The organism is Vagococcus lutrae (assembly GCF_023299185.1).
GTDB classification, from domain to species: Bacteria; Bacillota; Bacilli; order Lactobacillales; family Vagococcaceae; genus Vagococcus_A; species Vagococcus_A lutrae.
In genome coordinates this window covers 1032410-1054721 of the sequence record NZ_CP097017.1, presented here as the reverse complement: position 1 = coordinate 1054721, position 22312 = coordinate 1032410, and the positions used below count along the sequence as shown (strand labels likewise).

General features: G+C 37.6%; 22 protein-coding genes and 1 riboswitch. Of the genes, 19 read left to right on the top strand and 3 right to left on the bottom strand.

Features of this window, described 5'->3' with window-relative positions:
• The first annotated feature begins 11 nt into the window (after positions 1-11).
• The 4 genes from M2919_RS05060 (at position 12) to M2919_RS05045 (ending at position 3690) form a co-directional block, all read left to right on the top strand.
• Positions 12-803 carry a TatD family hydrolase gene (locus tag M2919_RS05060; RefSeq protein ID WP_248848281.1) on the top strand — a complete coding sequence of 264 codons (792 nt, stop codon included), beginning with the start codon at positions 12-14 and terminating at the stop codon, positions 801-803.
• A complete protein-coding gene (gene rnmV, locus M2919_RS05055) occupies positions 787-1374 on the top strand; it encodes a ribonuclease M5 (protein WP_276520470.1) in 588 nt (195 codons plus the stop codon). Before M2919_RS05060 ends, rnmV begins: the two co-directional genes overlap by 17 nt.
• Positions 1367-2245, top strand: coding sequence for a 16S rRNA (adenine(1518)-N(6)/adenine(1519)-N(6))-dimethyltransferase RsmA (rsmA, locus tag M2919_RS05050; protein WP_248848280.1), 879 nt, complete (start codon positions 1367-1369; stop codon positions 2243-2245). The genes rnmV and rsmA overlap by 8 nt, the downstream gene beginning before the upstream one ends.
• 149 nt (positions 2246-2394) lie before the next feature.
• Positions 2395-3690 carry an ISL3 family transposase gene (locus tag M2919_RS05045; protein ID WP_248848279.1) on the top strand — a complete coding sequence of 432 codons (1296 nt, stop codon included), beginning with the start codon at positions 2395-2397 and terminating at the stop codon, positions 3688-3690.
• Between the two features lie 176 nt (positions 3691-3866).
• Here M2919_RS05045 and M2919_RS05040 read toward each other — a convergent pair whose 3' ends face one another.
• A complete protein-coding gene (locus tag M2919_RS05040) occupies positions 3867-4970 on the bottom strand; it encodes an ABC transporter ATP-binding protein (protein ID WP_248848278.1) in 1104 nt (367 codons plus the stop codon).
• 154 nt (positions 4971-5124) lie between these two features.
• On the opposite strand from M2919_RS05040, the gene mgsA reads away from it, so the two are divergent.
• From mgsA to M2919_RS04990, 10 genes are all read left to right on the top strand, one after another.
• Positions 5125-5532, top strand: a complete 408-nt coding sequence (gene mgsA / locus M2919_RS05035; protein ID WP_248849480.1) for a methylglyoxal synthase — start codon at positions 5125-5127, stop codon at positions 5530-5532.
• 60 nt (positions 5533-5592) lie between these two features.
• A riboswitch (THF riboswitch) is annotated at positions 5593-5689 on the top strand.
• Positions 5690-5726: 37 nt separating this feature from the next.
• Complete coding sequence (locus tag M2919_RS05030) at positions 5727-6251, top strand: folate family ECF transporter S component (protein WP_168413620.1); 525 nt, start codon at positions 5727-5729, stop codon at positions 6249-6251.
• 198 nt (positions 6252-6449) lie between these two features.
• On the top strand, positions 6450-7409 hold the full coding sequence (locus tag M2919_RS05025; protein ID WP_248848277.1) for a class I SAM-dependent methyltransferase: 960 nt from the start codon (positions 6450-6452) through the stop codon (positions 7407-7409).
• A 13-nt stretch (positions 7410-7422) separates the two neighbouring features.
• A complete protein-coding gene (locus M2919_RS05020) occupies positions 7423-8604 on the top strand; it encodes an acetate/propionate family kinase (protein WP_248848276.1) in 1182 nt (393 codons plus the stop codon).
• Positions 8605-8741: 137 nt separating this feature from the next.
• Entirely contained in the window at positions 8742-9692 is a 951-nt protein-coding gene (locus M2919_RS05015) for an ABC transporter permease (RefSeq protein WP_023606617.1), read from the top strand.
• On the top strand, positions 9685-10653 hold the full coding sequence (locus tag M2919_RS05010; protein WP_222317162.1) for an iron chelate uptake ABC transporter family permease subunit: 969 nt from the start codon (positions 9685-9687) through the stop codon (positions 10651-10653). Before M2919_RS05015 ends, M2919_RS05010 begins: the two co-directional genes overlap by 8 nt.
• Positions 10654-11412: an iron ABC transporter ATP-binding protein gene (locus M2919_RS05005; protein ID WP_248848275.1), complete on the top strand. Its 759-nt coding sequence runs from the start codon at positions 10654-10656 to the stop codon at positions 11410-11412.
• A gap of 22 nt (positions 11413-11434) precedes the next feature.
• A complete protein-coding gene (locus M2919_RS05000) occupies positions 11435-12361 on the top strand; it encodes a siderophore ABC transporter substrate-binding protein (protein ID WP_248849479.1) in 927 nt (308 codons plus the stop codon).
• Positions 12362-12479: 118 nt separating this feature from the next.
• Positions 12480-13055 carry a sigma-70 family RNA polymerase sigma factor gene (locus tag M2919_RS04995; protein WP_248848274.1) on the top strand — a complete coding sequence of 192 codons (576 nt, stop codon included), beginning with the start codon at positions 12480-12482 and terminating at the stop codon, positions 13053-13055.
• A 148-nt stretch (positions 13056-13203) separates the two neighbouring features.
• Positions 13204-14556, top strand: coding sequence for a glycoside hydrolase family 18 protein (locus M2919_RS04990; protein ID WP_248848273.1), 1353 nt, complete (start codon positions 13204-13206; stop codon positions 14554-14556).
• A 39-nt stretch (positions 14557-14595) separates the two neighbouring features.
• Here M2919_RS04990 and M2919_RS04985 read toward each other — a convergent pair whose 3' ends face one another.
• Positions 14596-14988 carry a tautomerase family protein gene (locus M2919_RS04985; protein ID WP_126762794.1) on the bottom strand — a complete coding sequence of 131 codons (393 nt, stop codon included), beginning with the start codon at positions 14986-14988 and terminating at the stop codon, positions 14596-14598.
• 18 nt (positions 14989-15006) lie between these two features.
• The gene (locus M2919_RS04980; RefSeq protein ID WP_248848272.1) at positions 15007-15765 is read right to left on the bottom strand and encodes a DeoR/GlpR family DNA-binding transcription regulator; all 759 of its coding nucleotides are present in this window, start codon (positions 15763-15765) and stop codon (positions 15007-15009) included.
• 251 nt (positions 15766-16016) lie between these two features.
• Here M2919_RS04980 and M2919_RS04975 point away from each other — a divergent pair, with 251 nt between their 5' ends.
• Genes M2919_RS04975 through iolG form a run of 5 tightly spaced genes read left to right on the top strand, consistent with a single transcriptional unit; the run spans position 16017 to position 22278 of the window.
• Positions 16017-17477, top strand: coding sequence for a CoA-acylating methylmalonate-semialdehyde dehydrogenase (locus M2919_RS04975; RefSeq protein ID WP_126762790.1), 1461 nt, complete (start codon positions 16017-16019; stop codon positions 17475-17477).
• 18 nt (positions 17478-17495) lie between these two features.
• A complete protein-coding gene (iolB, locus tag M2919_RS04970) occupies positions 17496-18314 on the top strand; it encodes a 5-deoxy-glucuronate isomerase (RefSeq protein WP_248848271.1) in 819 nt (272 codons plus the stop codon).
• Between the two features lie 29 nt (positions 18315-18343).
• Entirely contained in the window at positions 18344-19309 is a 966-nt protein-coding gene (iolC, locus tag M2919_RS04965) for a 5-dehydro-2-deoxygluconokinase (RefSeq protein ID WP_023606607.1), read from the top strand.
• Positions 19310-19322: 13 nt separating this feature from the next.
• On the top strand, positions 19323-21236 hold the full coding sequence (gene iolD, locus M2919_RS04960; RefSeq protein WP_248848270.1) for a 3D-(3,5/4)-trihydroxycyclohexane-1,2-dione acylhydrolase (decyclizing): 1914 nt from the start codon (positions 19323-19325) through the stop codon (positions 21234-21236).
• A 16-nt stretch (positions 21237-21252) separates the two neighbouring features.
• Entirely contained in the window at positions 21253-22278 is a 1026-nt protein-coding gene (gene iolG, locus M2919_RS04955; RefSeq protein WP_248848269.1) for an inositol 2-dehydrogenase, read from the top strand.
• Positions 22279-22312 lie beyond the last annotated feature (34 nt).

The window sequence follows — 22312 nt, the reverse complement described above, 5'->3', positions numbered from 1 at the left end:
AGCGTTAATATATGATATTTGATACACATACGCATTTGAATGTACCACAATTTGCTGAGGACTTGGATGAAACAATTGCACGCGCTCATGAGTATGGTGTAAATGAAATGGCAGTAGTTGGTTTTGACCAGCCAACAATTGAAAAAAGTCTGCAGTTAAGTGAAAAGTATCCTGAGATATATAGTATTATTGGTTGGCATCCAACTGAAGCAGGAAGCTATACACCGGCAGTCGAAAAACAACTGTATCAGTGGTTTGATTCATCAGATAAAATCGTGGCTTTAGGTGAAATTGGGCTAGATTATTACTGGATGAATGATTCTAAAGAAGTTCAAGCAAAGGTTTTTCGTCGTCAGATTGCGATGGCAAAGGAACTTGGTTTGCCGTTTAGTGTACACACGCGAGACGCTTTAGCCGATACGTATCAAGTGCTAAAAGAAGAAAAGGTGGGCGCTCAAGGTGGTATCATGCACAGTTTTAGTGGAGATTGGGAATGGGCGCAACGCTTTTTAGATTTAGGCATGATGATTTCTTTAAGTGGCGTTGTGACATTTAAAAAAGCACTAGAAGTAAAAGAAGTAGCTAAAAATGTACCGCTTGACGCTCTTTTAGTTGAAACAGATGCCCCGTACTTAGCGCCAGTTCCTTATCGTGGTAAACGTAATGAGCCTGGCTATACGTCCTATGTCGTAGATGAGATTGCGAGTTTACGTGGCGATACGCGAGACAATATCGCACGCCAAACACGAGCGAATGCCTATCGTTTATTTCAGTTAGGAGAGGAATATGACGCATCCAAATAATAAGAAAATGAAAATTGACCAAGTGGTTGTCGTTGAAGGAAAAGATGATACCAAGCACTTAAAACAATTTTTTGAAGTAGATACGATTGAGACTATCGGTTCAGCAATTAATGCGGATATTCTAGAACAAATTCGTTTAGCTCAGCAAGTAAGAGGGGTAATTGTTTTAACAGATCCAGATTTTCCTGGAGAGAAAATACGTAAGACGATTACTCACTCCGTGCCAGAAGCTAAGCATGCATTTTTGACACGTCAAGAAGCAACGCCTAGAAAAAAAGGACGTAGCCTAGGTGTCGAGCATGCTACTCAAGAGGATTTGACGTATGCCTTGAGCAAAGTCATGACCCCTACTGCGCATAATGACTACACGCCCGTTTCACGAGAGGTCTTAATAAAATGTGGTTTATTAGCGGGGAGCGAGTCGAAAATGAGACGTGAGTGGCTAGGGAATCAGCTACGAATTGGTTATACGAATGGAAAGCAACTAGTCAAGCGTCTTGAAATGTTTCAGATAACTGAGGAGCAAGTGATAGAGGCGATGAAAAAATTAGGAGAACAACAACATGATTAATCAAAAAGATATAGCAAATCCAAGTCGGACGAAAGAAATTTTAAAAAAGCATGGGTTTACCTTTAAAAAGAGTTTAGGACAAAATTTTTTAACCGACTTAAATATTTTAAATAATATTATCGAAGCGGCGGATTTAAATGAGGAAAGCCACGTCATAGAAGTCGGACCGGGGATAGGTGCGCTAACCGAACAGCTTGCTCGCCATAGTCAACAGGTTTTAGCGTTTGAAATTGACCAACGTTTGTTACCTGTTTTAAAAGACACATTGTCACCCTATTCAAACGTGACGGTTGTCAATCAGGACGTGCTAAAAGCCGATGTAGCTCAAATTGCAGCCGAAACATTTTCATCATTAGATAATATCAAAGTGGTGGCTAACTTACCTTATTACATTACTACTCCGATAATGATGTCGTTTCTGGAGTCAGAGTTACCGGTTGCTGAGATGATTGTCATGATGCAAAAAGAAGTGGCGGAGCGAATTATAGCGAAGCCAGGGAGTAAAGCGTATGGCTCGCTTTCGATAGCGATTCAATACTACATGGAAGCGTCCATTGCCTTTATTGTGCCAAAGACCGCGTTTGTCCCACAACCGAATGTAGACTCTGCTATTTTAAAATTAGTGAGACGCTTAGAACCGAGAGTTGCCGTTCATTCTGAGCAACACTTTTTTGAATTAGTGAGAGCGTCATTTACTCAAAGAAGAAAAACATTGTGGAATAATTTAATCGGCTTTTATGGTAAAACGCCCGAACAAAAAGAAAAAATCCGTCAGGCGTTGGAAATCACTAACATTGAACCGAGTCGTCGCGCGGAGACTCTGTCATTAGAAGAGTTTGCTGATTTAAGTAACACCTTAGTTTCAGCGTAATAAAAAGGCTCTATAATTTAAAGGACTGATGAATCAGAAAGTGATTCATCAGCCCTTTTTTAATTTTCTTGATTTTAGGTATTAAAAAGCATACCGTTCTCCTATATGATTAATTTACCACAAAAAAACAAACGGGAGGCGATATGCTCATGTCTAATGATATCAAAAAATTACTTCGAATCATAGAGCCAAATTTAATCACATCTGACATTTCTTACGAAATGGTAAAAGGACAACAAACATGTGTGGTCAACGCTACTTTTTCACCCCCACTAATGCCTTGTCATCATTGTGGTTCAACGGTGTATAACGAAAGTGGAAAGCAAGTAGTCGTAAGAAATGGTAAGAAAAAAGCGGTCGTGCGTTTTGATCAATTTAATCATTTACCTTTAATTATGAACGTCGCAAAACAACGCTATACCTGTAAAAATTGTGCTCATCATTGGACCGCTACCCCTTATTTTGTCGAGAAAGGACACTCTATTTCAAGACATGTGATACTTAAAATAATAGATTTATTAAAAGAAAAAATCTCATTCACTTTAATTGCGAAGTTATGCCATGTTTCTATTACTACCGTCATTAGGGTATTACGCTCAATAAAAAGTTATTTACCAACTCCCTATCAAACGTACTTGCCGGAGGTCTTAATGGTAGATGAATTTCGTTCCCATTGTTCTTCAGAAGACACCATGAGTTTTATTTGTGCAGATGGTATAACAGGAAAACTTATTAATATACTTCCTTCACGGAAGTTAACGCATTTGACTGCTCATTTCAAAAAGTATCCGAATCCTAACGACGTCAAATTATTAGTCACAGATATGAATGCCGCTTACTTTCAATTGACGAAGAGTGTTTTTACGTCAGCCAAGATTATTATTGATCGATTTCACGTGGTTAAACATTGTAATAAAGCCTTTCAGGACTTTCGTATTAAGGAAATGAAGCGATTGAAACAACAGCATAACCACTTAGGTTACCTAAAATTAAAAGCCAACTGGCGTCGCTTAACGAAGGACCGAATGTCTATCAATCATTCAGAATATAAAACATGGCGCAGTTTCCGTGCACCCCATTATCCTTATCAAACAGAAGCCATGATGATTGACCGTCTTTTGTCTTATTCTGAACCATTAAAAGAAGCCTATCACTGTTTTCATGATATGATGGATGCTTTCAGAAGTAAAAATCACGTGTCATTTATCCAACAACTAAAAGGACTACCTGAAACATTGGATTCAGAATTTCGTAAGAAACTTCAAAACCTTTTAAACTATGAAGAAGGGATTCGTAACTCTCTTCTATATCCTTATTCAAACGGTAAGATTGAAGCTAAAAACACACATATTAAAACTTTAAAACGGGTATCCTATGGATTTAAATCATTTGAGAACATGAAATTAAGAATATTCATGATGAATCGCCTCATTGAAGTAAAATAAAAAAGATGAATGGAACAAGTTCCACTCATCTTTCGACTTCATTTTGATTCATCAGTCCTATTTGACAAAGAGCCAATAAAAATCCCCGATTCTTTTTATAAAGAGTCGGGGATTTTTATTATTTATAAATTTCTGACCATTTCATCAAAGTAATGATCTAGAAAAGGGGGGCTGTTTTAGCGGATGACTTCTTCTGAATCAACATCAAAGAAGTGAGATTTGTTTAAATTGAATGCAAGATCAACTCTTTGACCTGGACGGTAAGTTGAGCGAGCATCTACTTTAGAGATAAACTCAGTATCACCCACAACTGTATATAACATCGTTTCTGCACCTAATAATTCTGAAACGACTACTTCTGCATTCACGACAGAATCTGGTTGTGCTTCTAGAGCGATTGGCTCTGTATGAATATCTTCTGGACGAATACCGAAAATAAGTTTTTTACCTTCGTAACCTTTTTCTTTCAAAACTTTGTTGCGTCCTTCTGGTAGTAAAAGGTTAAGGCCATGTTCATTTGTAATACGGCCATCTTTTAATGTAACGTTAAAGAAGTTCATAGCAGGAGAACCAATGAAACCAGCGACAAACACATTGTTTGGAGTGTCGTAAACTTCTTTTGGAGAACCGATTTGTTGTACAAAACCGTCTTTCATAATGACGATACGGTCAGCCATAGTCATCGCTTCTGTTTGGTCATGGGTAACGTAAATCGTTGTTGTCTCTAAGCGTTGGTGTAATTTAGCAATTTCAGCACGCATCGCTACACGTAATTTAGCATCTAAGTTTGATAAAGGCTCATCCATTAAGAACACTTTTGCGTCACGTACAATCGCACGACCTAATGCCACACGTTGACGTTGTCCACCAGAAAGAGCTGCAGGCTTACGGTCTAGGTATTCTGTTAAACCTAAGATTTGAGCCGCATTTTCAACACGCTCTTTAATTTCATCTTTTGGATATTTACGAAGTTTTAAACCAAACGCCATGTTATCATAAACGGTCATGTGAGGATATAGCGCATAGTTTTGGAAAACCATTGCAATGTCACGGTCTTTTGGTGCAACTTCGTTCATTAAAGTATCACCAATCCAAAGTTCTCCTTCAGAAATATCTTCTAAACCGGCCACCATTCTAAGCGTTGTAGATTTACCACAACCAGAAGGGCCAACGAACACGATAAATTCGCGATCTTTAATATCTAAGTTAAAATCAGTGACTGAATAAAAGTCATTACCATCGTATTTTTTATGAATGTGTTTTAAAGCTATATCTACCATGTGTTTTCACGCTCGCTTTTCTAATTTTCTTTACAAACCAAGTATAAATGAAAGCGGTATTATTTAACAATGTGATTGTGCACAATGATTTCGTCTTTTTTTTCGTCAATCTGACAAGTATGGTACAATGAAAAGAAAAAAGGAGCCGACTATTATGAAAATCGCCTTAATTGCGCACGACCGTAAAAAAACGGAAATGGTGCGCCTTGTTAAAGCTTATCAGCCGATATTTGAAAAGCATAAACTATTTGCGACGGGAACAACTGGTGGTAGAATTGCTGACGAAACGGGTTTGCCTGTTCATCGTTTTAACTCAGGACCTTTAGGTGGCGACCAACAGATTGGTGCTAAAGTGTCAGAGAATGAAATGGATATGGTGATTTTTTTGCGTGATCCATTGACGGCACAGCCACACGAACCAGATGTCAGTGCGTTAATTCGCTTATGCGACGTTTATGAAGTACCGCTTGCGACCAATAGTGGAACGGCAGAAGTATTGATTCGTGGATTGGAAAAACATTTACTTGATTTTAGATATGTCGCAGAAGAACCGCATTTATAAGTCCATCGTTTCATTTTTAAAAGTAGTGTGGTAAGATGATAGCGGTAGAAATACCAAAAATACAGAGTAGAAAATAAAGCGTTAAGTGCCGACGGGATGGGATGTTGCCTGTTGGACGAAGAATTTATTTCGCGATTTTATTTTCGCATTCGCTGCATTACTATGTAGCAACTCTATCAAAGGAGTGCTTCAAAATGAAACAACATTTACAAAGTAAACAAATTGCCTTGATGGGTATGCTTATGGCGTTACAATTAATTGTGACGCGCTTTTTAGCATTGGAAACGCCGATTGTACGCATTAGCTTTTTGTTTATACCGACTGTCATAATGGCGATGATTTTTGGTCCTTGGTTGACAGGAATAGGGAGTACCTTATCAGATTTTATCGGCATATTCTTATTTCCAAAGTCTGCTCCATACTTTCCGGGCTTTTCACTATCAGCTTTTTTAACCGGAGTCATTTATGGACATTTCTTTTATCGAAAGGAAATCACGCTGAAAAGAGTGATTATTGCTAACGTTCTTGTCACGTTTATTATCGATTTAGGACTTAACACACTTTGGCTCTATATGATTATGAATAAAGGAATGTGGGCGTTACTTCCCACCCGATTAGTAACAAATGGTATCATGTTACCGATTCGAATTATTGTAATATATAGTATGGGTCAAAAGAATGTTTTGACTCAGAAGATTAATCAATATGTTATAAAATAAGTAACCAAAGGATTAACATCCCAAATCCTTTTCAAGCCTTAGCGAGAGCTAGGGCTTTTTATATAAGCAAAAAGAGAGAAACGGTTGAATAATCATATGAATTTCGATAGAATGAAAAGGGACTATATTAAAAAGGAAGGATTGTGAGATAGTGTGACAGACCAACGGTTAGAAACGGTATATAAAGCTCTTTATCACATGGCTAAGCAAACGGCTAAGCGTGAGCACGTTTCTTTTTTTGAATCATTAGTGCAAGTTGGAAATAAAATTCTCGATGTTCGGGAAGAAGCAACGCTAACTGACAATCAACAAGAACTTTCAAAAGAGACGTTAGATTTTCTTTCGTTAGTACAATCGTCGGAATTAAAAGCAGAAGAGTGGCGGAAAGTATGGCAGTGGACGCTTTTAAAAGGCTTGACGGAAGAGCCATTACAAGCGAACCATCAACTAACACCTGATGCCATCGGATATTTTATCGGCTTTTTAGTGGAGAAGTTACTTGGCAATGACAAGACGTCTGTTGCGATTATGGATCCTGCCGTTGGAGCGGGTAATTTACTATTAGCTGTCATGAATAGTTTGGCTGAACAGAAAAATCAGTTAGTTGGATTTGGAATAGAAGTAGACGATACGCTTATCGCGTTGGCTGATATTATCTCAAACTTATCTCAAAACTCTGTAACTCTTTATCATCAGGATGCTATGAGACCGTTACTTCTTGACCCAGTAGATATTGCGGTGAGTGATTTGCCGATTGGCTACTATCCGGACGATGAACGGGCGGCAGCGTTTGAGATGAGTATGGAGGAAGGGCACACCTATGCTCATCATTTATTAATCGAGCAGAGTATGAACCACGTGAAAGAAGCAGGGTTTGGTTTGTTCTTAGTGCCACGAGCGTTTTTATCCATGCCACAAAGTCACAAATTTAAGAAATGGATTCAACATTCAGTTTATTTACAAGCGATTATTGCGTTACCCCAAAACCTCTTTAAAAATGAAGCTTCAGAGAAGTCCATTATCATTCTTCAAAATAAAGGGGCACAGAGTAAACAAGCAGAAGTCTTAGCTGCTTCATTAACATCATTACAGGATATCACTGCTTTAAGTCGATTTTTTGATGAATTTGATGCTTGGCAGATGAATAATTTAAAATAAAAGGAGAATATTTATGTCTAAAACAATTGCAATTAATGCAGGTAGTTCTAGTTTAAAATGGCAAATCTTTGAAATGCCAGAAGAAACAGTTATCGCGAAAGGTATCGTTGAAAGAATTGGTTTAAATGACTCAATCTTTACTATTTCTTACGGAGAAGGCGAAAAATTTCATAATGTCTTAGATATTCCAGATCATGAATTTGCTGTGAATATGTTATTAGACAAGTTAACCGAGCTCAATATTGTGTCATCTTTAGAAGAAATCGAAGGTGCTGGACATCGCGTGGTAGCTGGGGGAGAATATTTTAAAAAATCAGCATTAGTGACAGCAGATGCCTTAGCGAAAATTGAAGAATTAGGAGAATTTGCACCACTTCATAACCCAGCAGAAGCGAAAGTGATTCGTGTTTTTGAAAAATTATTACCACACACAGTGAATGTGGCAGTTTTTGATACATCATTCCACACAACAATGCCTGCTGAAAATTATTTATATAGTATCCCAATGGAATATTATGAAAAACATAAAGCACGTAAATACGGTGCACATGGTACAAGTCACCGTTATGTTTCAGAGCGTGCAGCAGAAATGTTAGGCAAACCAATTGAAGAAACTAAGATTATCACTTGTCACTTAGGTAATGGTGCTTCTATTACGGCAGTTGAAGGTGGTAAATCGATCGATACTTCTATGGGATTCACACCGTTAGCTGGTGTTACTATGGGGACACGTTCGGGTGATATTGATGCGTCAATCTTACCATACATCATGAAAAAAGAAGGTATGACGGATATCAACGAAATGGTTGATATTTTAAATAAAAAATCAGGACTACTTGGTTTATCAGGCATTTCAAGTGATATGCGTGATGTTCAAGCATCTGATACAGAAAACGCTAAAACAGCTCTAGCTATTTTTATTAACCGTGTTCAAAAGTACATTGGTAGTTATGTTGCCGTTATGAATGGTGTCGACGCTATCGTCTTTACAGCTGGAATTGGCGAAAACGCGATTGAATTACGTCGGGACATTATTAATGGCATGACGTGGTTTGGTTGTGAAATTGATGACGAGAAAAACAATATCCGTGGAGAAGAACGTGTCATCTCTACTGACGATTCTTCCGTTAAGGTGTTATTAGTGCCGACAGACGAAGAAGTAATGATTGCTCGTGACGTAGAAGCTTTAAAATAATCATTTAGATCGTTTAGCTCTTTGCTTTTAAGCAAAGAGCTTTTTTGTTTAAAAGAAACTTGCATTTTGTTGTGAAATTACTTACACTGTTATTGGGAATGAAAATCATTCTCATTTAGATAATTGAGGTGAGAAGTTTGCAAAAGAAAGTACTTTTTATACTATTACTTGGTTTTAGCTTACTGTCATTATTTGTAGGGGTTAAAAGTGTACCGGTAACCTCCTTGATACATTTAACGCCCGAACAGTCTTTGGTGTTATGGACTACGAGGATACCGCGAACTTTGAGCTTATTGATAGCTGGAGCGACGATTGCGGTTAATGGGTTAATCATGCAACAGTTAACTCAAAATAAATTTGTTTCCCCAACGACAGCTGGAACTATGGATAGCGCTAAACTAGGTATTTTGATTGCTATGCTTTTCTTTCATGATAGTAGTATTTTGGTACGCTCCGGCATTGCGTTTGTATTTTCGTTACTTGGAACCTTTGTATTTTTACGACTTATCCAGAAATTACCTCAGTATAATCAATTAATGATTCCACTGATAGGGTTAATGTACGGCAATGTAATCGGTGCTGTGGTGACATTTTTTGCTTATCAATTTCAGCTAATTCAAAACATGTCATCATGGTTACAAGGTAATTTTGCTACGGTTACTAAGGGATCTTTTGAGTTAATGTATTTGGCTTTTCCATTATTAATAGTTGTGCAGTTATACGCTCAGCATTTCACGCTAGCAGGGTTGGGAAAAGATACGGCGACAGCAGTGGGGTTAAACTATCAAAAAACGCAGTGGCTAGGTTTAACCATTGTGGCGATGTCTAGTAGTGTCGTATTAGTTACAGTCGGGACACTACCATTTTTAGGTGTAGTTGTACCGAATATTGTTTCATTATTTTATGGTGATTATTTAAAAGAAACGGTTAGTATTACGGCGATTTGCGGGAGTTTATTTTTAGTCGTTTCTGACATTTTAGCTCGGCTTGTGATTGCGCCTTATGAAGTTCCTGTTAGTTTGATTGTATCGGTAATTGGTAGCTTATTATTTATTGGTTTGCTAATAAGGGGGTATCGCAATGAATAAGGGATACTCGACGAAGCGTGTTTGTCTGTTACTTGTCCTTTTACTTATAATAAGTACGCTCGGCTATTTATTTTATCAAACCTATGGGAATTGGGAGTTTGCCTTAGCTATTAGAGGAAAAAAATGGTTGGCTTTTCTATTAGTCGGGATTAGTGCTAGTTTTTCAACCATCACGTTTCAAACATTAAGCCATAATCATTTTATTACGCCCACTATTTTAGGATTTGATGCCCTTTATGTTCTCATTCAAACCTGTTTGTTTTTTCTGTTTGGAGCTTCGTTTGTCTTGCATCCGCAACAACAAGTTTGGCTCTTTGTTCTTAATGTCCTGTTAATGGTTGTCATGGGAACGCTTTTGTATAGTGGCTTGCTACGGTTTGCTAAAAAGGATATTTTCATCCTTTTGATGATTGGGATGATTTTAGGCACGCTTTTTTCTAATTTTGGGACCTTTTTACAAGTTCTGATGGATCCAAATGAGTATGATAAATTACAAGGTCGTCTATTTGCTAGTTTTGGCAATATTAATCAACAATTATTACTATACACGGCTATCGGTACGCTTATTACGATTATTTGGCTTTGGTCACAGCGACATAAATTAGATGTCTTATTACTCGGCGATGATTTAGCGATTAATTTGGGTGTCAATGTCGCGGTCTTTCGTATACAATTACTCATTGCAATTACGTTATTAGTAGCATTGAGTACGGCGTTAGTAGGACCCATTTTATTTTTAGGCTTCTTAGTCGCTAATTTAACCTACCGTTTAGTGAATCGGCATGAACATCGCCTTTTATTTGCGATAGGAAGTTTGATAGGGATGACCTTATTAATTGTGGGACAGTTTTTAGTTGAATTTATTTTTCATTGGAATACGACGTTAAGTGTCGTGATTGAATTTATCGGAGGTAGTTATTTTATTTGGCTAATATGGAAGCAAAGAAAGGCGTTGGGTTAGATGGAGTTATCGTCAGTATCAAAACGTTATGAAGCAAAACAAGTCATTGAACCAGTCGATTTGACTATTAAAGAAAAAAGTATGACCGCCTTTATCGGTCCAAACGGTGCGGGAAAGAGTACCTTGTTAAGTATGATGAGTCGCTTAATTGAAAAAGATACGGGTTCTATTTATATCGACCGACAGGAAATAAAATCTTGGAAACAAGATGAGTTAGCCAAAAAACTAGCAATTTTGAAACAATCCAATACCGTCCAGTTAAAATTGACGGTCGAAGAACTGGTGTCGTTTGGACGCTTTCCTTATAGTCATGGCCGATTGACAAAAAAAGATAATATTTTAATCAATGAAGCTATTCAGTTTATGGGGTTAGATGAATTGAAAATCTGTCGTATTAATACGTTATCCGGTGGGCAATTACAACGCGCGTATATTGCTATGGTTTTAGCTCAAGATACGGATTACATTTTATTGGATGAGCCGCTCAATAACTTGGATATGAGTCACGCAGTTCAAATGATGCAGATATTACGTCAACTAGTCGATGAAAGGGGCAAAACAGTGATAATTGTTTTGCACGACATCAATTTTGCAGCGAGTTATGCAGATGAAATCGTTGCGATGAAAAAAGGGAAAATTTATCAGACAGGTCCGACAAATGATATTATTCAAAAAGAGATATTAGATAGTTTGTATGAAATGAACATTCGAGTTTGCGAATTGGATGGGAAACGTTTTTGTTTGTATTTTAATGAATAGGAGAAAAAAGATGAAAAAATGGATGAGTTTAGCAGTGTTAGGAATCATGATAGTTGGCTTAGTCGGTTGCGGTAAGCAAGAAACAAAAACAAGTGAAACAAAAGATGCTGCTGATAAAGAGGTAGTGACGGTACAAGATGGTCACGGTCAAGAATTTGAAATGATGAAAAAACCTCAAAAAATAGTGGTTTTTGATATGGGGTCATTAGATACGATTCATGCGCTAGAAGAAAGTGAAAAGGTTGTAGGAGTACCTCAGAAAAATCTGCCTAGCTATCTTTCTGAATTTGAAAACGTGTCCTCTGTTGGTGGGTTAAAAGAACCGGACTTAGAAAAGATTAATCAATTGAAGCCAGATTTAATTATTATTTCAGGTCGTCAAGAAGATTATCAAGAAACTCTTTCAGCTATTGCACCGACATTGTACGTTGCTTTAGAAAGTGGACAAGCGTGGGAAGATACACTAAAAAATATAGAACAATTGGGGCAGATATTAGATAAAGAATCTGAAGCAAAATCACACATAGACTCGTTAAAAGCAAGACGCGACCAATTACGTGAAAAAATTGAAAATAAAGAAGAGAAAGCATTAATTACTCTTGTGAACGAAGGACAGCTATCGGCGTATGGCTCCGGTTCGCGCTTTGGGATTATTCATGATGCGTTTGGTTACAAGCAAGCAGATGATACCATTGAAGCTTCAACACATGGTCAGTCAGTATCGTTTGAATATGTATTAGAAAAAAATCCAGATGTATTATTTATTATCGATCGTACGCAAGCTATTGGGGGAGATACACATAACAATAATATTGAAACGCAACCCTTAATAGCGGAAACGAAAGCAGCTCAAAATGAACGATTGGTTCGATTAAATCCGGAAGTTTGGTATTTATCCGGCGGTGGAATTGAGTCCTTAAATCTTATGATGGATGATTTAGAAAAATAAAATAAATGATAAAAAGAAAACGTGTTTGGCTTAGCTAAACACGTTTTTTAATAATTAAAACATAAAAAAGCGCATGAAACTATGATAATATAAATAAAAAGATGAAAGGGGTTTTTAGATGAATGGGAAACAAGATGAATTAATTAGACGAGCTAAAAATAATGATAGTGATGCTTTTTCTGAATTATTTAAACAATATAGACCAATGGTGTTAAATCTATGTCATAATTATTATCTGCGTGGCTTTGATAGAGAAGACTGGATACAAGAAGCCAGAATTGTTTTGTATGAGGCCGTTGGTCATTATGACGAACTTTTTGGGGTCCACTTCTCAGTTTATTACAAAATCCTTTTAAAACGTCATCTTTTTAGTCTCATTAGGAAAAATAATGCGAAAAAAAGACGTGCAAGTCAAGAGGTACTGTCTATAAATTCTGTATATGAAAATGATAACATGCGGTATTTGATGAGTGATACAATTGATTTAGATGCGATTGATCGGGTTATTATTAATGAAACAATTAAAAACATGATTGACAAATTAGATGAGGAAGATCGAAAAGTTTTTTGCGCCTATTTACGCAAGAAAACATTAAAACAAATTAGTGAAGAGTGTAATTGTACGGTTTATAAGGCGACTCAGATTCTTAAAAAAATAAAGATGAGAATAATAACATTATTAAACGAAAGCTAATAGAAAGTTGAACTAACAGTGATTAGAAATAATTGTTATCGAAAATCCATCAAAGATGTGATACAATCAGTAGAAGTTTAATATAAAAGATAATTTAACGTGAGAAAGATTTTACAAACAATACATTCAGATAGGAGCGGTTGAATCCGTGCTTAAAAAACAATTACTTAGGCGACAGTGGCAGTTTATTCTTATGAGCTTAACGCTATTATTAGCCTTTTGTTATCCTTTTATGATGGTTAAAGCAGCAGTCGAAGAATTTCGAGTTGTTGGTTACTTACCAGACTATGATATGGTTCATTTGAAGCATACTGTTGACTTTAAACAAATGACGGATATTAACTATTTTTCAATGGTCCCGACCAGTTCAGGTAGTTTGAAATTTACTGATAGTGGGAGCGGTGATCAACTGACTCACTTAGTAACTGAAGCTCATAAAGAAAATGTAAGAGTGGGCGTCAGTATCGGTGGTTGGGGGTTAAGTGATAATTTTAGTCAAGCAACGAGCGAAGAGAATCGTCCGCACTTTGTTAAGGAAATTGTTCGTTTTGCAGCCAAATATAAGCTGGATACGATAGATATTGATTGGGAATATCCTTCTGTTTCAGAGGCGGTACAGTTTACTGATTTTATGAAAGACCTAAGAGTGGCGCTTCCCTCTAAGGTTGACGTGACCATTTGTGTCCCTTCTGGTGTTACAGCTGACGGGGTTCCAAGTGGAAATTGGGAACAGCATTTTACCCCAGAGGCATTGGCAGAAGCTGACTGGATTAATGTGATGTCGTATGATGCTCAATCTACAGGCTATCCTAATCACTCACCACTTGAACTACACGAACAAAACTTGACGTATTGGAATCAAGTTATGGGTGGAAATCATCTTGACAAGTTAGTTATTGGGATTCCATTTTATGGGAAGGCACTTGATGGTTCAGTGCTGACATATCAAAATATGATCGCCAAACTTTCGGAAGTCCCGACGCGTGATGATGTAGAAGTGAATGGAACAGTCTATTACTTTAACAATAAAGAAACAATCAGTAAGAAAACACAATTGTCAATAGACCAACAAGCGTTAGGTGTGATGATTTGGGCGCCCACACAAGATGTCGAGTTAAATAGTCCACGTCGTTTAACCGATGTGATTACAGGAACTATTAAGAAAAATCAACTGGCTTTAGATAAGACTGTTTTTCCAAAAGCAAAGCAAGTAAAGACTTCGCGACTCAAAGGAATAATTACATGGAAGCTTTTCTTTACGATAATCATGTTAGGTGTGCTTGCTTTTGGCCTCTGGTTATTTTCTGGACGCGGAAATCAGTGGATGCCTGACTATCTCGGCGAAAAGAAAGTAAAAAAGGAAAAGTTTGGACCGATGGTGGGACTTCTAGTCACCAGTCTTTCCATTTTAGTCTTAATAGCGATTTTATTTCCTTGGTATGTGATTATGACACTCTTAGTTGCTTTAGCAGGAGCAATTGTCTGGTTATTAAAAAATTAAAAGCGTGAAAGTGTTAAATTCTAACACTTTCACGCTTTTTTATTGTAAATCTCCTGTTAAGAATTGAGCTTTGCCAAAACCAAAACTCCAGTCTTCATCCTCATTGATAACAAAATTAATCATCAAATCCTCAGGTTTTAATTGACATTCTTTATAAAGGGCTTGTTGTAGCTGTTCATACAGTTTTTCCTTCTGTTCGGTCGTGCGTTTACGACTGACAACAGTGATGAGGACGCGCTGATGTGTACGTTCAAAGCCAAGTCCTGTATCTTCCATGACTAATTCATAAGGTTCATGTTGAGTCACGACTTGATAACGGTCACCTTCTGGTAATTCTAAAGCATCTAAAAAAATACGATGTGATACGTCTAATAAATGAGTGATTTCCTGCTGACTCCGTCCTTTTACGAGGTCAAATTTAACTAATGGCATAATACATGTAACTCCTTTCTATATGTCAACTGTTATGGGTTCAATCTGTTTGTCATTAAAGAAATCAAGATAAGTCGTATCAAAATCTTTATCCGTAATAATTTTATCTACTTGGTCGAGAGAAGCGTAAGTGAGTAAGGTTGATTTTTCAAACTTACTTTTGTCGGCAAGTAAATAAATATTAGCCGCTTTATCCACAATATGTTTCTTTATTTCATACTCCATTAAATCAGAGTTCATCATGCCATTATCAATAGAAACGGCAGTAGCTGCCATAAATGCTTTTGAAATATTATATTTATTAGTAATTTGATCCGGTGTAATGCCGACAAAAGAACGCGTTGAGCGTTTGAACATATTCCCTAATAAAAAGACTTGGATTTTTTCAAAAACTTCAGCTTTTAGTACAATATCTAGACTGTTCGTAATAATCGTCATTTCAATGTCTTTCGGTAAATAATCTAAAATATACTTGGTGGTTGTCCCAGAGTCAATATAGATTAAATCGTGTGGTTGGATAAGTTTTGCCGCTTCCTCTGCAATTTTTTGCTTGACTTCTTTATTTTTAATACTTCTATTTTCGAAAGAAATTAGTTTGTTTTTCTTCACACTGACGCCACCATAAACTTTTTCAAAACGAGGGTCGGTAATAATCTTGGCAACATCTCGTCGAATAGTGTTCATTGAAACGTTAAATGTTTCTTCTAATTCTTTCAGTGTCACATGTTCTTTTTCTAATATATATTCTTTAATTAAATCATTACGTTTGGCTTTCATCTCAGTTTCTCCTGCTTCTTAATTTCTATGCTCACTATATCATGCCAAGCCAACTTAATCAACAGTTAACCATAAAATAACGATTTATCCAGGCTACATACTCAAAAAAACAATTTTTTGAAAAAATGCTATAAAAATAGATTGACTATCTTGGTAAAGTTGTGTAATATATGTTTTGAAGATAACCAACTTAACCATAAGTTGATAGTAACTTGTGGGAGGTTGGAAATAAGATAATACGGAGGAATATTATGTCTGAGGTAAGAAAACTTAAAAATTATGTAAATGGGGAGTGGATTGAAAGTCGTACATCAACATATGAAACAGTGGTCAATCCAGCTACGAAAGAGCCGATGTGTGAAGTTCCTTTATCAACACGTGAAGATTTAAATCATGCTGCAGAAGTCGCTCATGAAACATTTTTAGAATGGAAAGAAGTAGCGGCACCTCGTCGTGCACGTATTTTATATAAATTTCATCAATTATTAATGGATAACAAAGACGAGCTAGCTCGCTTAGTCACAATTGAAAATGGAAAGGCTTTATCTGAATCTTACGGTGAAGTACAACGTGGGATTGAAAACGTAGAATTTGCAGCTGGAGCACCTACATTAATGATGGGTGATAGTTCATCCTCTATTGCAACAGACGTTGAAGCGACAACTTATAAATATCCAGTTGGGGTTGTTGGCGGTATTACACCATTTAACTTCCCGATGATGGTACCATTTTGGATGTTCCCAATGGCAATTGCAACAGGGAATACAGTCGTTTTAAAACCATCTGAACGTACACCAATGTTAATGGAAAAAGTCGTTGAGTTATTTACTGAAGCTGGTTTACCAAAAGGGGTCTTGAATATTGTTTACGGAGCACATGATGTGGTTAACGGTATTTTAGAACATCCAGCGATTAAAGCAATTTCTTTTGTAGGGTCTAAACCAGTTGGTGAATATATTTATACTGAAGGTTCTAAAAACTTAAAACGTGTTCAGGCTTTAACTGGCGCGAAAAATCACACAGTCGTCTTAAATGATGCAAACTTAGATGACAGCATTCCGGCGATTGTTGGTGCAGCATTTGGTTCTGCTGGAGAACGTTGTATGGCGGCAGCTGTTGTAACCGTTCAAGAAGGCATATACGATGAATTCATGGAGCGTTTGGTTGCAGCAACGAAAGATATTAAGATGGGGAACGGACTAGATGATGGCGTCTTCTTAGGCCCAGTTATTCGTGAAGACAATCTAAAACGAACACTTGGATACATCGAAAAAGGTATTGAAGAAGGAGCAAACTTAGTTTGCGACGGACGTGAAATGGTTAATGAAGATGGTTACTTCGTCGGACCAACTATTTTTGAAAATGTGACAACAGATATGACGATTTGGAAAGATGAAATTTTCGCACCGGTTCTCTCTATTGTGAAAATTAAAGATTTAAAAGAAGGGATTGCTATTGCTAATCAATCTGAATTTGCGAATGGAGCATGTCTATTTACAAATAATGCTTCAGCAATTCGTTACTTCAGAGAAAATATTGACGCAGGTATGATTGGTATTAACTTGGGCGTTCCAGCTCCAATGGCGATGTTCCCATTCTCTGGATGGAAATCTTCTTTCTACGGTACATTACCAGCAAACGGAAAAGCAGGAGTCGATTTCTATACACGTAACAAAGTGGTCACAGCTCGCTACTCACGTAATGATATATAAAGATTAGGAGAATAAAGAATGGCGGATTTAAAACGAACACCTCAAACAAAAGCGTTAAATGATAAAGTGATTGAACGACATCATGTTACGCGAGAAAAAGACGGATTAGAATATATCGAACTTCGTTTACTTTCATTTGAAGCAGGTGGTACTTATCAAGAGCATTTAGATGGCTTGGAAGTATGTGCAGTTGTGTTAACGGGTCAAGTAACAATTTCAGATGAAACAGAAACATTTGAAAACATTGGGACACGAGATAGTGTGTTTGAGAAAATACCAACCGATAGTGTCTATATATCTCATAACCATGACATGACGATAACAGCCAATAAAGAGGCAAAAGTTATCCTTTGCTACTCGCCATCTGAGAATCAGTTGCCAACGCAACTGATTCCAGCAGCAAGTAATCGCATTGAAAAACGTGGGAAATATAGTAATAAACGAATGGTTCATAATATTTTAGATGACGAAAGTCCGATTTCTAATAGTTTAATTGTGGTAGAGGTTTATACAGATAGCGGCAATTGGTCAAGCTATCCACCACATAAGCACGACGAAAACAACTTGCCACATGAGTCATTCTTAGAAGAAACTTACTATCATGAAGTCGATCCGGGACAAGGCTTTGTTTTCCAACGTGTTTATACGGACGATCGTTCGCTAGATGAAACGATGGCAGTTGAAAATGAAAATGTTGTCGTAGTACCAAAAGGTTATCATCCAGTGGCTGTGCCAGATGGATATAACTCATACTATCTGAACATTATGGCAGGTCCAATTAAAAAATGGCAATTCCATAATGACCCAGATCATGAGTGGATTTTAGATCGAAAATAAAAAGGAAAATAAAAATTAGGAGTGTCATTATGGCAAATAAAAAGTATGATTTAATCGCTGTTGGACGGGCATGTGTGGATTTAAATGCTGTCGAGTATAATCGACCTATGGAAGAAACCATGACGTTTAGTAAATATGTTGGCGGTTCTCCCGCTAACATTGCAATTGGAGCTTCAAAATTAGGATTGAAATGTGGGTTCATCGGTAAAATACCAGATGATCAACATGGTCGTTTTATTACAGATTACATGGGCAAGGTAGGAGTTGACACTAGTAATTTTGTATTAGACACAGAAGGACGTAAGACAGGTTTAGCTTTTACTGAAATTTTAAGTCCGGAAGAATGTAGTATTTTAATGTATCGCGATAACGTAGCTGATTTATACTTAGATCCATCAGAAGTTAATGAAGAGTATATTAAAGAGGCGAAAATGTTAGTCGTTTCAGGAACAGGTTTGGCACAAAGCCCTTCTCGTGAAGCAGTATTAAAAGCGGTTTCTATTGCTCGAGAAAATCAAGTGAAAGTAGTGTTTGAGTTAGATTATCGTCCATACACGTGGAAAAATGCGGAAGAAACATCTATTTATTATGCTTTAGTAGCAGAACAATCAGATGTCGTGATTGGTACACGTGACGAGTATAATATGTTGGAAAATGTTGAGAATGGTTCGAACGATGTAACGGTAGATTATCTGTTTTCACATCGTCCAGAATTACTTGTGATTAAACACGGTGTTCAAGGATCATACGCCTATACAAAAGACGGGCAAACATTTGCAACAAAAGCCTATAAGTCTAATGTATTAAAAACATTTGGAGCAGGGGACTCATATGCTGCGGCCTTTATCTATGCCCTTTCACAAGGGAAAGATATTCAAACCGCATTACAATACGGTAGTGCTTCAGCAGCTATCGTTGTAAGTAAACACAGTTCATCTGAAGCGATGCCGACAGTCGAACAAATAGAACAATTAATGGCAGAACAAGCAGAATAAAGGAAGTGTGAAGATGGGTAAAACAATAAGAATGACAACAGCTCAAGCCCTTGTCAAATTCTTAAATCAACAATATATCTCAGTCGATGGTAAAGAGTTTCCATTTGTAGAAGGTGTATTTAATATTTTTGGACATGGTAATGTCTTAGGAATTGGGCATGCCCTTGAACAAGATCCTGGTCATTTAAAAGTGATTCAAGGAAAAAATGAACAAGGAATGGCGCATGCTGCCATTGCATTTAGTAAACAACAGTTACGCCAAAAAATATATGCCGTTACAGCGTCAGCAGGTCCTGGGTCAGCTAACATGGTAACAGCTGCAGCGACGGCTCATGCCAACAATATTCCCTTATTGATTTTACCAGCTGACACCTTTGCGACACGTCAACCAGACCCTGTTTTACAACAGTTAGAACATGAAACAAGTATTGCAACTACTACTAATGATGCGTTTAAAGCTGTTTCTCGGTACTGGGATCGCGTGCAACGACCAGAGCAACTAATGTCGGCATTAATCCGAGCATTTGAAGTAATGACGAATCCTGCAACAGCAGGTCCTGCGACGATTTGTATTTCGCAAGATACAGAAGGAGAGGCGTATGATTTTGAAGTGAGTTTCTTTGAAAAACGCGTGCATTATCTAGATCGTCGCGTACCTACTAATCGTGAAATAGAAGGAGCAGTAGCGCGTATTAAAGAGAGCAAAAAGCCCGTTATTATTGTAGGTGGTGGGGCTAAATACTCACAAGCTGGTGACATTTTACGTCAATTATCAGAGACTCATGAGATTCCACTGGTGGAAACTCATGCAGGAAAATCTACTGTCGCTCATTCATTTGAGAATAATTTAGGAGGCACTGGGATTTTAGGAACCTCAGCTGCTAACAAGGCGATTGATAATGCGGACTTGATTATAGGAGTGGGAACGCGTTATACAGATTTTACAACGTCTTCTAAAACAGCGTTTGATTACGACCGTACGAAATTCTTAAATATAAACGTAGGTAGAATGCACGCTTATAAATTCGATGCGTTTCAAGTTGTTGGAGATGCGAAAGTATCGTTAGAAATGATGGCGAAAGAATTAGGAAACTATCGTGCATCGTTTGGTTCGCAGTTAAGCGAGTGGAAAAAGGAATGGAAACAAGAACGCGAGCGTCTACATAATGTTACGTTTAATCGTACAGCCTTTAAACCGGAAATTGACGGACATTTCAGTCAAGAAGTCATGAATGAATATGCAGATAGTTTGAAGACCGAATACACGCAAACAGATGCGTTTATTACAATGAATGACACTGTAGAAGAAGGTAGCATCGTCGTAGCCTCAGCTGGTTCATTGCCAGGTGACATGCAACGTCTATGGGAAACGGATACGGAAAACACCTATCACTTAGAATATGGTTATTCATGTATGGGGTATGAAGTAGCAGGAGCATTAGGTGCTAAGTTAGCAGAACCTGAACGAGAAGTATATGCCGTGTTAGGAGACGGTAGCTTCTTAATGTTACATACCGAATTAGTAACAGCATTACAATATAAACAAAAAATCAATGTCATGCTTTTTGATAATTCAGGCTATGGTTGTATCAATAATTTACAAATGTCTAATGGTGGTGGTAGTTATAATTGTGAATTCCGCGATGCCGATCACAATATTATGGCTATCGACTATGCTAAAGTGGCGGAAGGCTACGGGGCTAAGACGTATCGTGTGACGACGCGTGACGAATTAATTGCTGCTATTGAGGACGCTAAAAAACAAACTGTTTCAACTTTAATTGACATTAAAGTGTTACCTAAAACTATGACAGACGGATACGGCGGCTGGTGGAATGTTGGAGTTTCCGAAGTTTCTGAAACAGAAGCCGTAGTTCAAGCGGCGCAAGAACGTGCTGAAAAATTACAAGACGCTTGGAAATATTAATTCTAGGAGGCGCACCATGAAGGTTGTAAAAGTTGGGATTATCGGGTTAGGAAGGTTAGGGAAAGAACATGCTAAAAATCTAGCATTTCACGTACCTAACTGTGAGCTCTATGCTGCATGCAGTGTGGTCGAAGCAGAGTTAGATTTTGCTCGAGAAGCACTTGGCGTGACCAAATTGTATCGTGATTATGGAGAAATGGTGCAAGATGTAGCCATTGATGCTATCTTTATCGTTTCGCCGTCTGGGCTACACTGTGAGCATATTCAGTTGGCGATGAAGAATGGCAAGCATGTTTTCTCTGAAAAACCAATTGGGCTAGACGTCGCTGAAATTGAAAAAACAATGGATGTGATTGACGCTCATCCTAATCAAGTCTTTATGCTAGGTTTTATGAGAAGATACGACGAATCTTATCAATATGCCAAACAAATGGTTGAAAAAGGTGAGTTGGGAGAACTGACATTAATTCGTAGCTACGGAATTGATCCAAGCGAAGGTCTCGAAAGTTTTGTGAAATTTGCTGGAGCAAGTAATAGTGGCGGCTTGTTCGCTGATATGTCTATTCATGATATTGACTTAGTTCGTTGGTTTTCAAATCAAGAAATCGAACGTGTCTGGGCAATTGGTAAAAACGCCGCTTACCCTGAGTTAGATGCTGTGGGTGAATTAGAAACAGGGGCAGCTATGATGCAACTGACAGACCAGACGATGGCTATCTTAGTTGCAGGTCGTAATTGTCATCATGGTTACCATGTAGAAACGGAATTAATCGGAACAAAAGGAATGTTGCGAATTGCGCAAATACCAGAAAAAAATCTTGTCACAGTAATGAATGAACATGGTGTGGTTAGACCGTGTTCACAGAATTTCCCAGAGCGCTTCAAGGAAGCTTTTATCAATGAGACAAAAGAATTTATCCGTTGTATTCAAACGGGTGAACAGCCTGGCGTTAATGCTAACGACGGCTTGCAATCAACTAAAGTAGCGATTGCTTGTCAATCATCTTATGAAGGAAAATGCTTGGTTGAAGTGCCCCATTAAAAAGGATTTTAAGCAGTGGAGTCACACTGACTCC

What these genes read in the sequence shown, in the direction of transcription:
- M2919_RS04985 (WP_126762794.1), bottom strand. Translation starts at nt 14,988, where the DNA reads ATGCCATTAGTTAAATTTGACCTCGTAAAAGGACGGAGTCAGCAGGAA.
- M2919_RS05030 (WP_168413620.1), top strand. Translation starts at nt 5,727, where the DNA reads ATGAAACAACATTTACAAAGTAAACAAATTGCCTTGATGGGTATGCTT.
- M2919_RS04975 (WP_126762790.1), top strand. Translation starts at nt 16,017, where the DNA reads ATGTCTGAGGTAAGAAAACTTAAAAATTATGTAAATGGGGAGTGGATT.
- rnmV (WP_276520470.1), top strand. Translation starts at nt 787, where the DNA reads ATGACGCATCCAAATAATAAGAAAATGAAAATTGACCAAGTGGTTGTC.
- M2919_RS04995 (WP_248848274.1), top strand. Translation starts at nt 12,480, where the DNA reads ATGAATGGGAAACAAGATGAATTAATTAGACGAGCTAAAAATAATGAT.
- M2919_RS05025 (WP_248848277.1), top strand. Translation starts at nt 6,450, where the DNA reads ATGGCTAAGCAAACGGCTAAGCGTGAGCACGTTTCTTTTTTTGAATCA.
- M2919_RS05010 (WP_222317162.1), top strand. Translation starts at nt 9,685, where the DNA reads ATGAATAAGGGATACTCGACGAAGCGTGTTTGTCTGTTACTTGTCCTT.
- M2919_RS05060 (WP_248848281.1), top strand. Translation starts at nt 12, where the DNA reads ATGATATTTGATACACATACGCATTTGAATGTACCACAATTTGCTGAG.
- iolG (WP_248848269.1), top strand. Translation starts at nt 21,253, where the DNA reads ATGAAGGTTGTAAAAGTTGGGATTATCGGGTTAGGAAGGTTAGGGAAA.
- rsmA (WP_248848280.1), top strand. Translation starts at nt 1,367, where the DNA reads ATGATTAATCAAAAAGATATAGCAAATCCAAGTCGGACGAAAGAAATT.
- M2919_RS05000 (WP_248849479.1), top strand. Translation starts at nt 11,435, where the DNA reads ATGAGTTTAGCAGTGTTAGGAATCATGATAGTTGGCTTAGTCGGTTGC.
- iolC (WP_023606607.1), top strand. Translation starts at nt 18,344, where the DNA reads ATGGCAAATAAAAAGTATGATTTAATCGCTGTTGGACGGGCATGTGTG.
- iolD (WP_248848270.1), top strand. Translation starts at nt 19,323, where the DNA reads ATGGGTAAAACAATAAGAATGACAACAGCTCAAGCCCTTGTCAAATTC.
- M2919_RS05040 (WP_248848278.1), bottom strand. Translation starts at nt 4,970, where the DNA reads ATGGTAGATATAGCTTTAAAACACATTCATAAAAAATACGATGGTAAT.
- M2919_RS05005 (WP_248848275.1), top strand. Translation starts at nt 10,654, where the DNA reads ATGGAGTTATCGTCAGTATCAAAACGTTATGAAGCAAAACAAGTCATT.
- mgsA (WP_248849480.1), top strand. Translation starts at nt 5,125, where the DNA reads ATGAAAATCGCCTTAATTGCGCACGACCGTAAAAAAACGGAAATGGTG.
- M2919_RS05020 (WP_248848276.1), top strand. Translation starts at nt 7,423, where the DNA reads ATGTCTAAAACAATTGCAATTAATGCAGGTAGTTCTAGTTTAAAATGG.
- M2919_RS05045 (WP_248848279.1), top strand. Translation starts at nt 2,395, where the DNA reads ATGTCTAATGATATCAAAAAATTACTTCGAATCATAGAGCCAAATTTA.
- M2919_RS04980 (WP_248848272.1), bottom strand. Translation starts at nt 15,765, where the DNA reads ATGAAAGCCAAACGTAATGATTTAATTAAAGAATATATATTAGAAAAA.
- iolB (WP_248848271.1), top strand. Translation starts at nt 17,496, where the DNA reads ATGGCGGATTTAAAACGAACACCTCAAACAAAAGCGTTAAATGATAAA.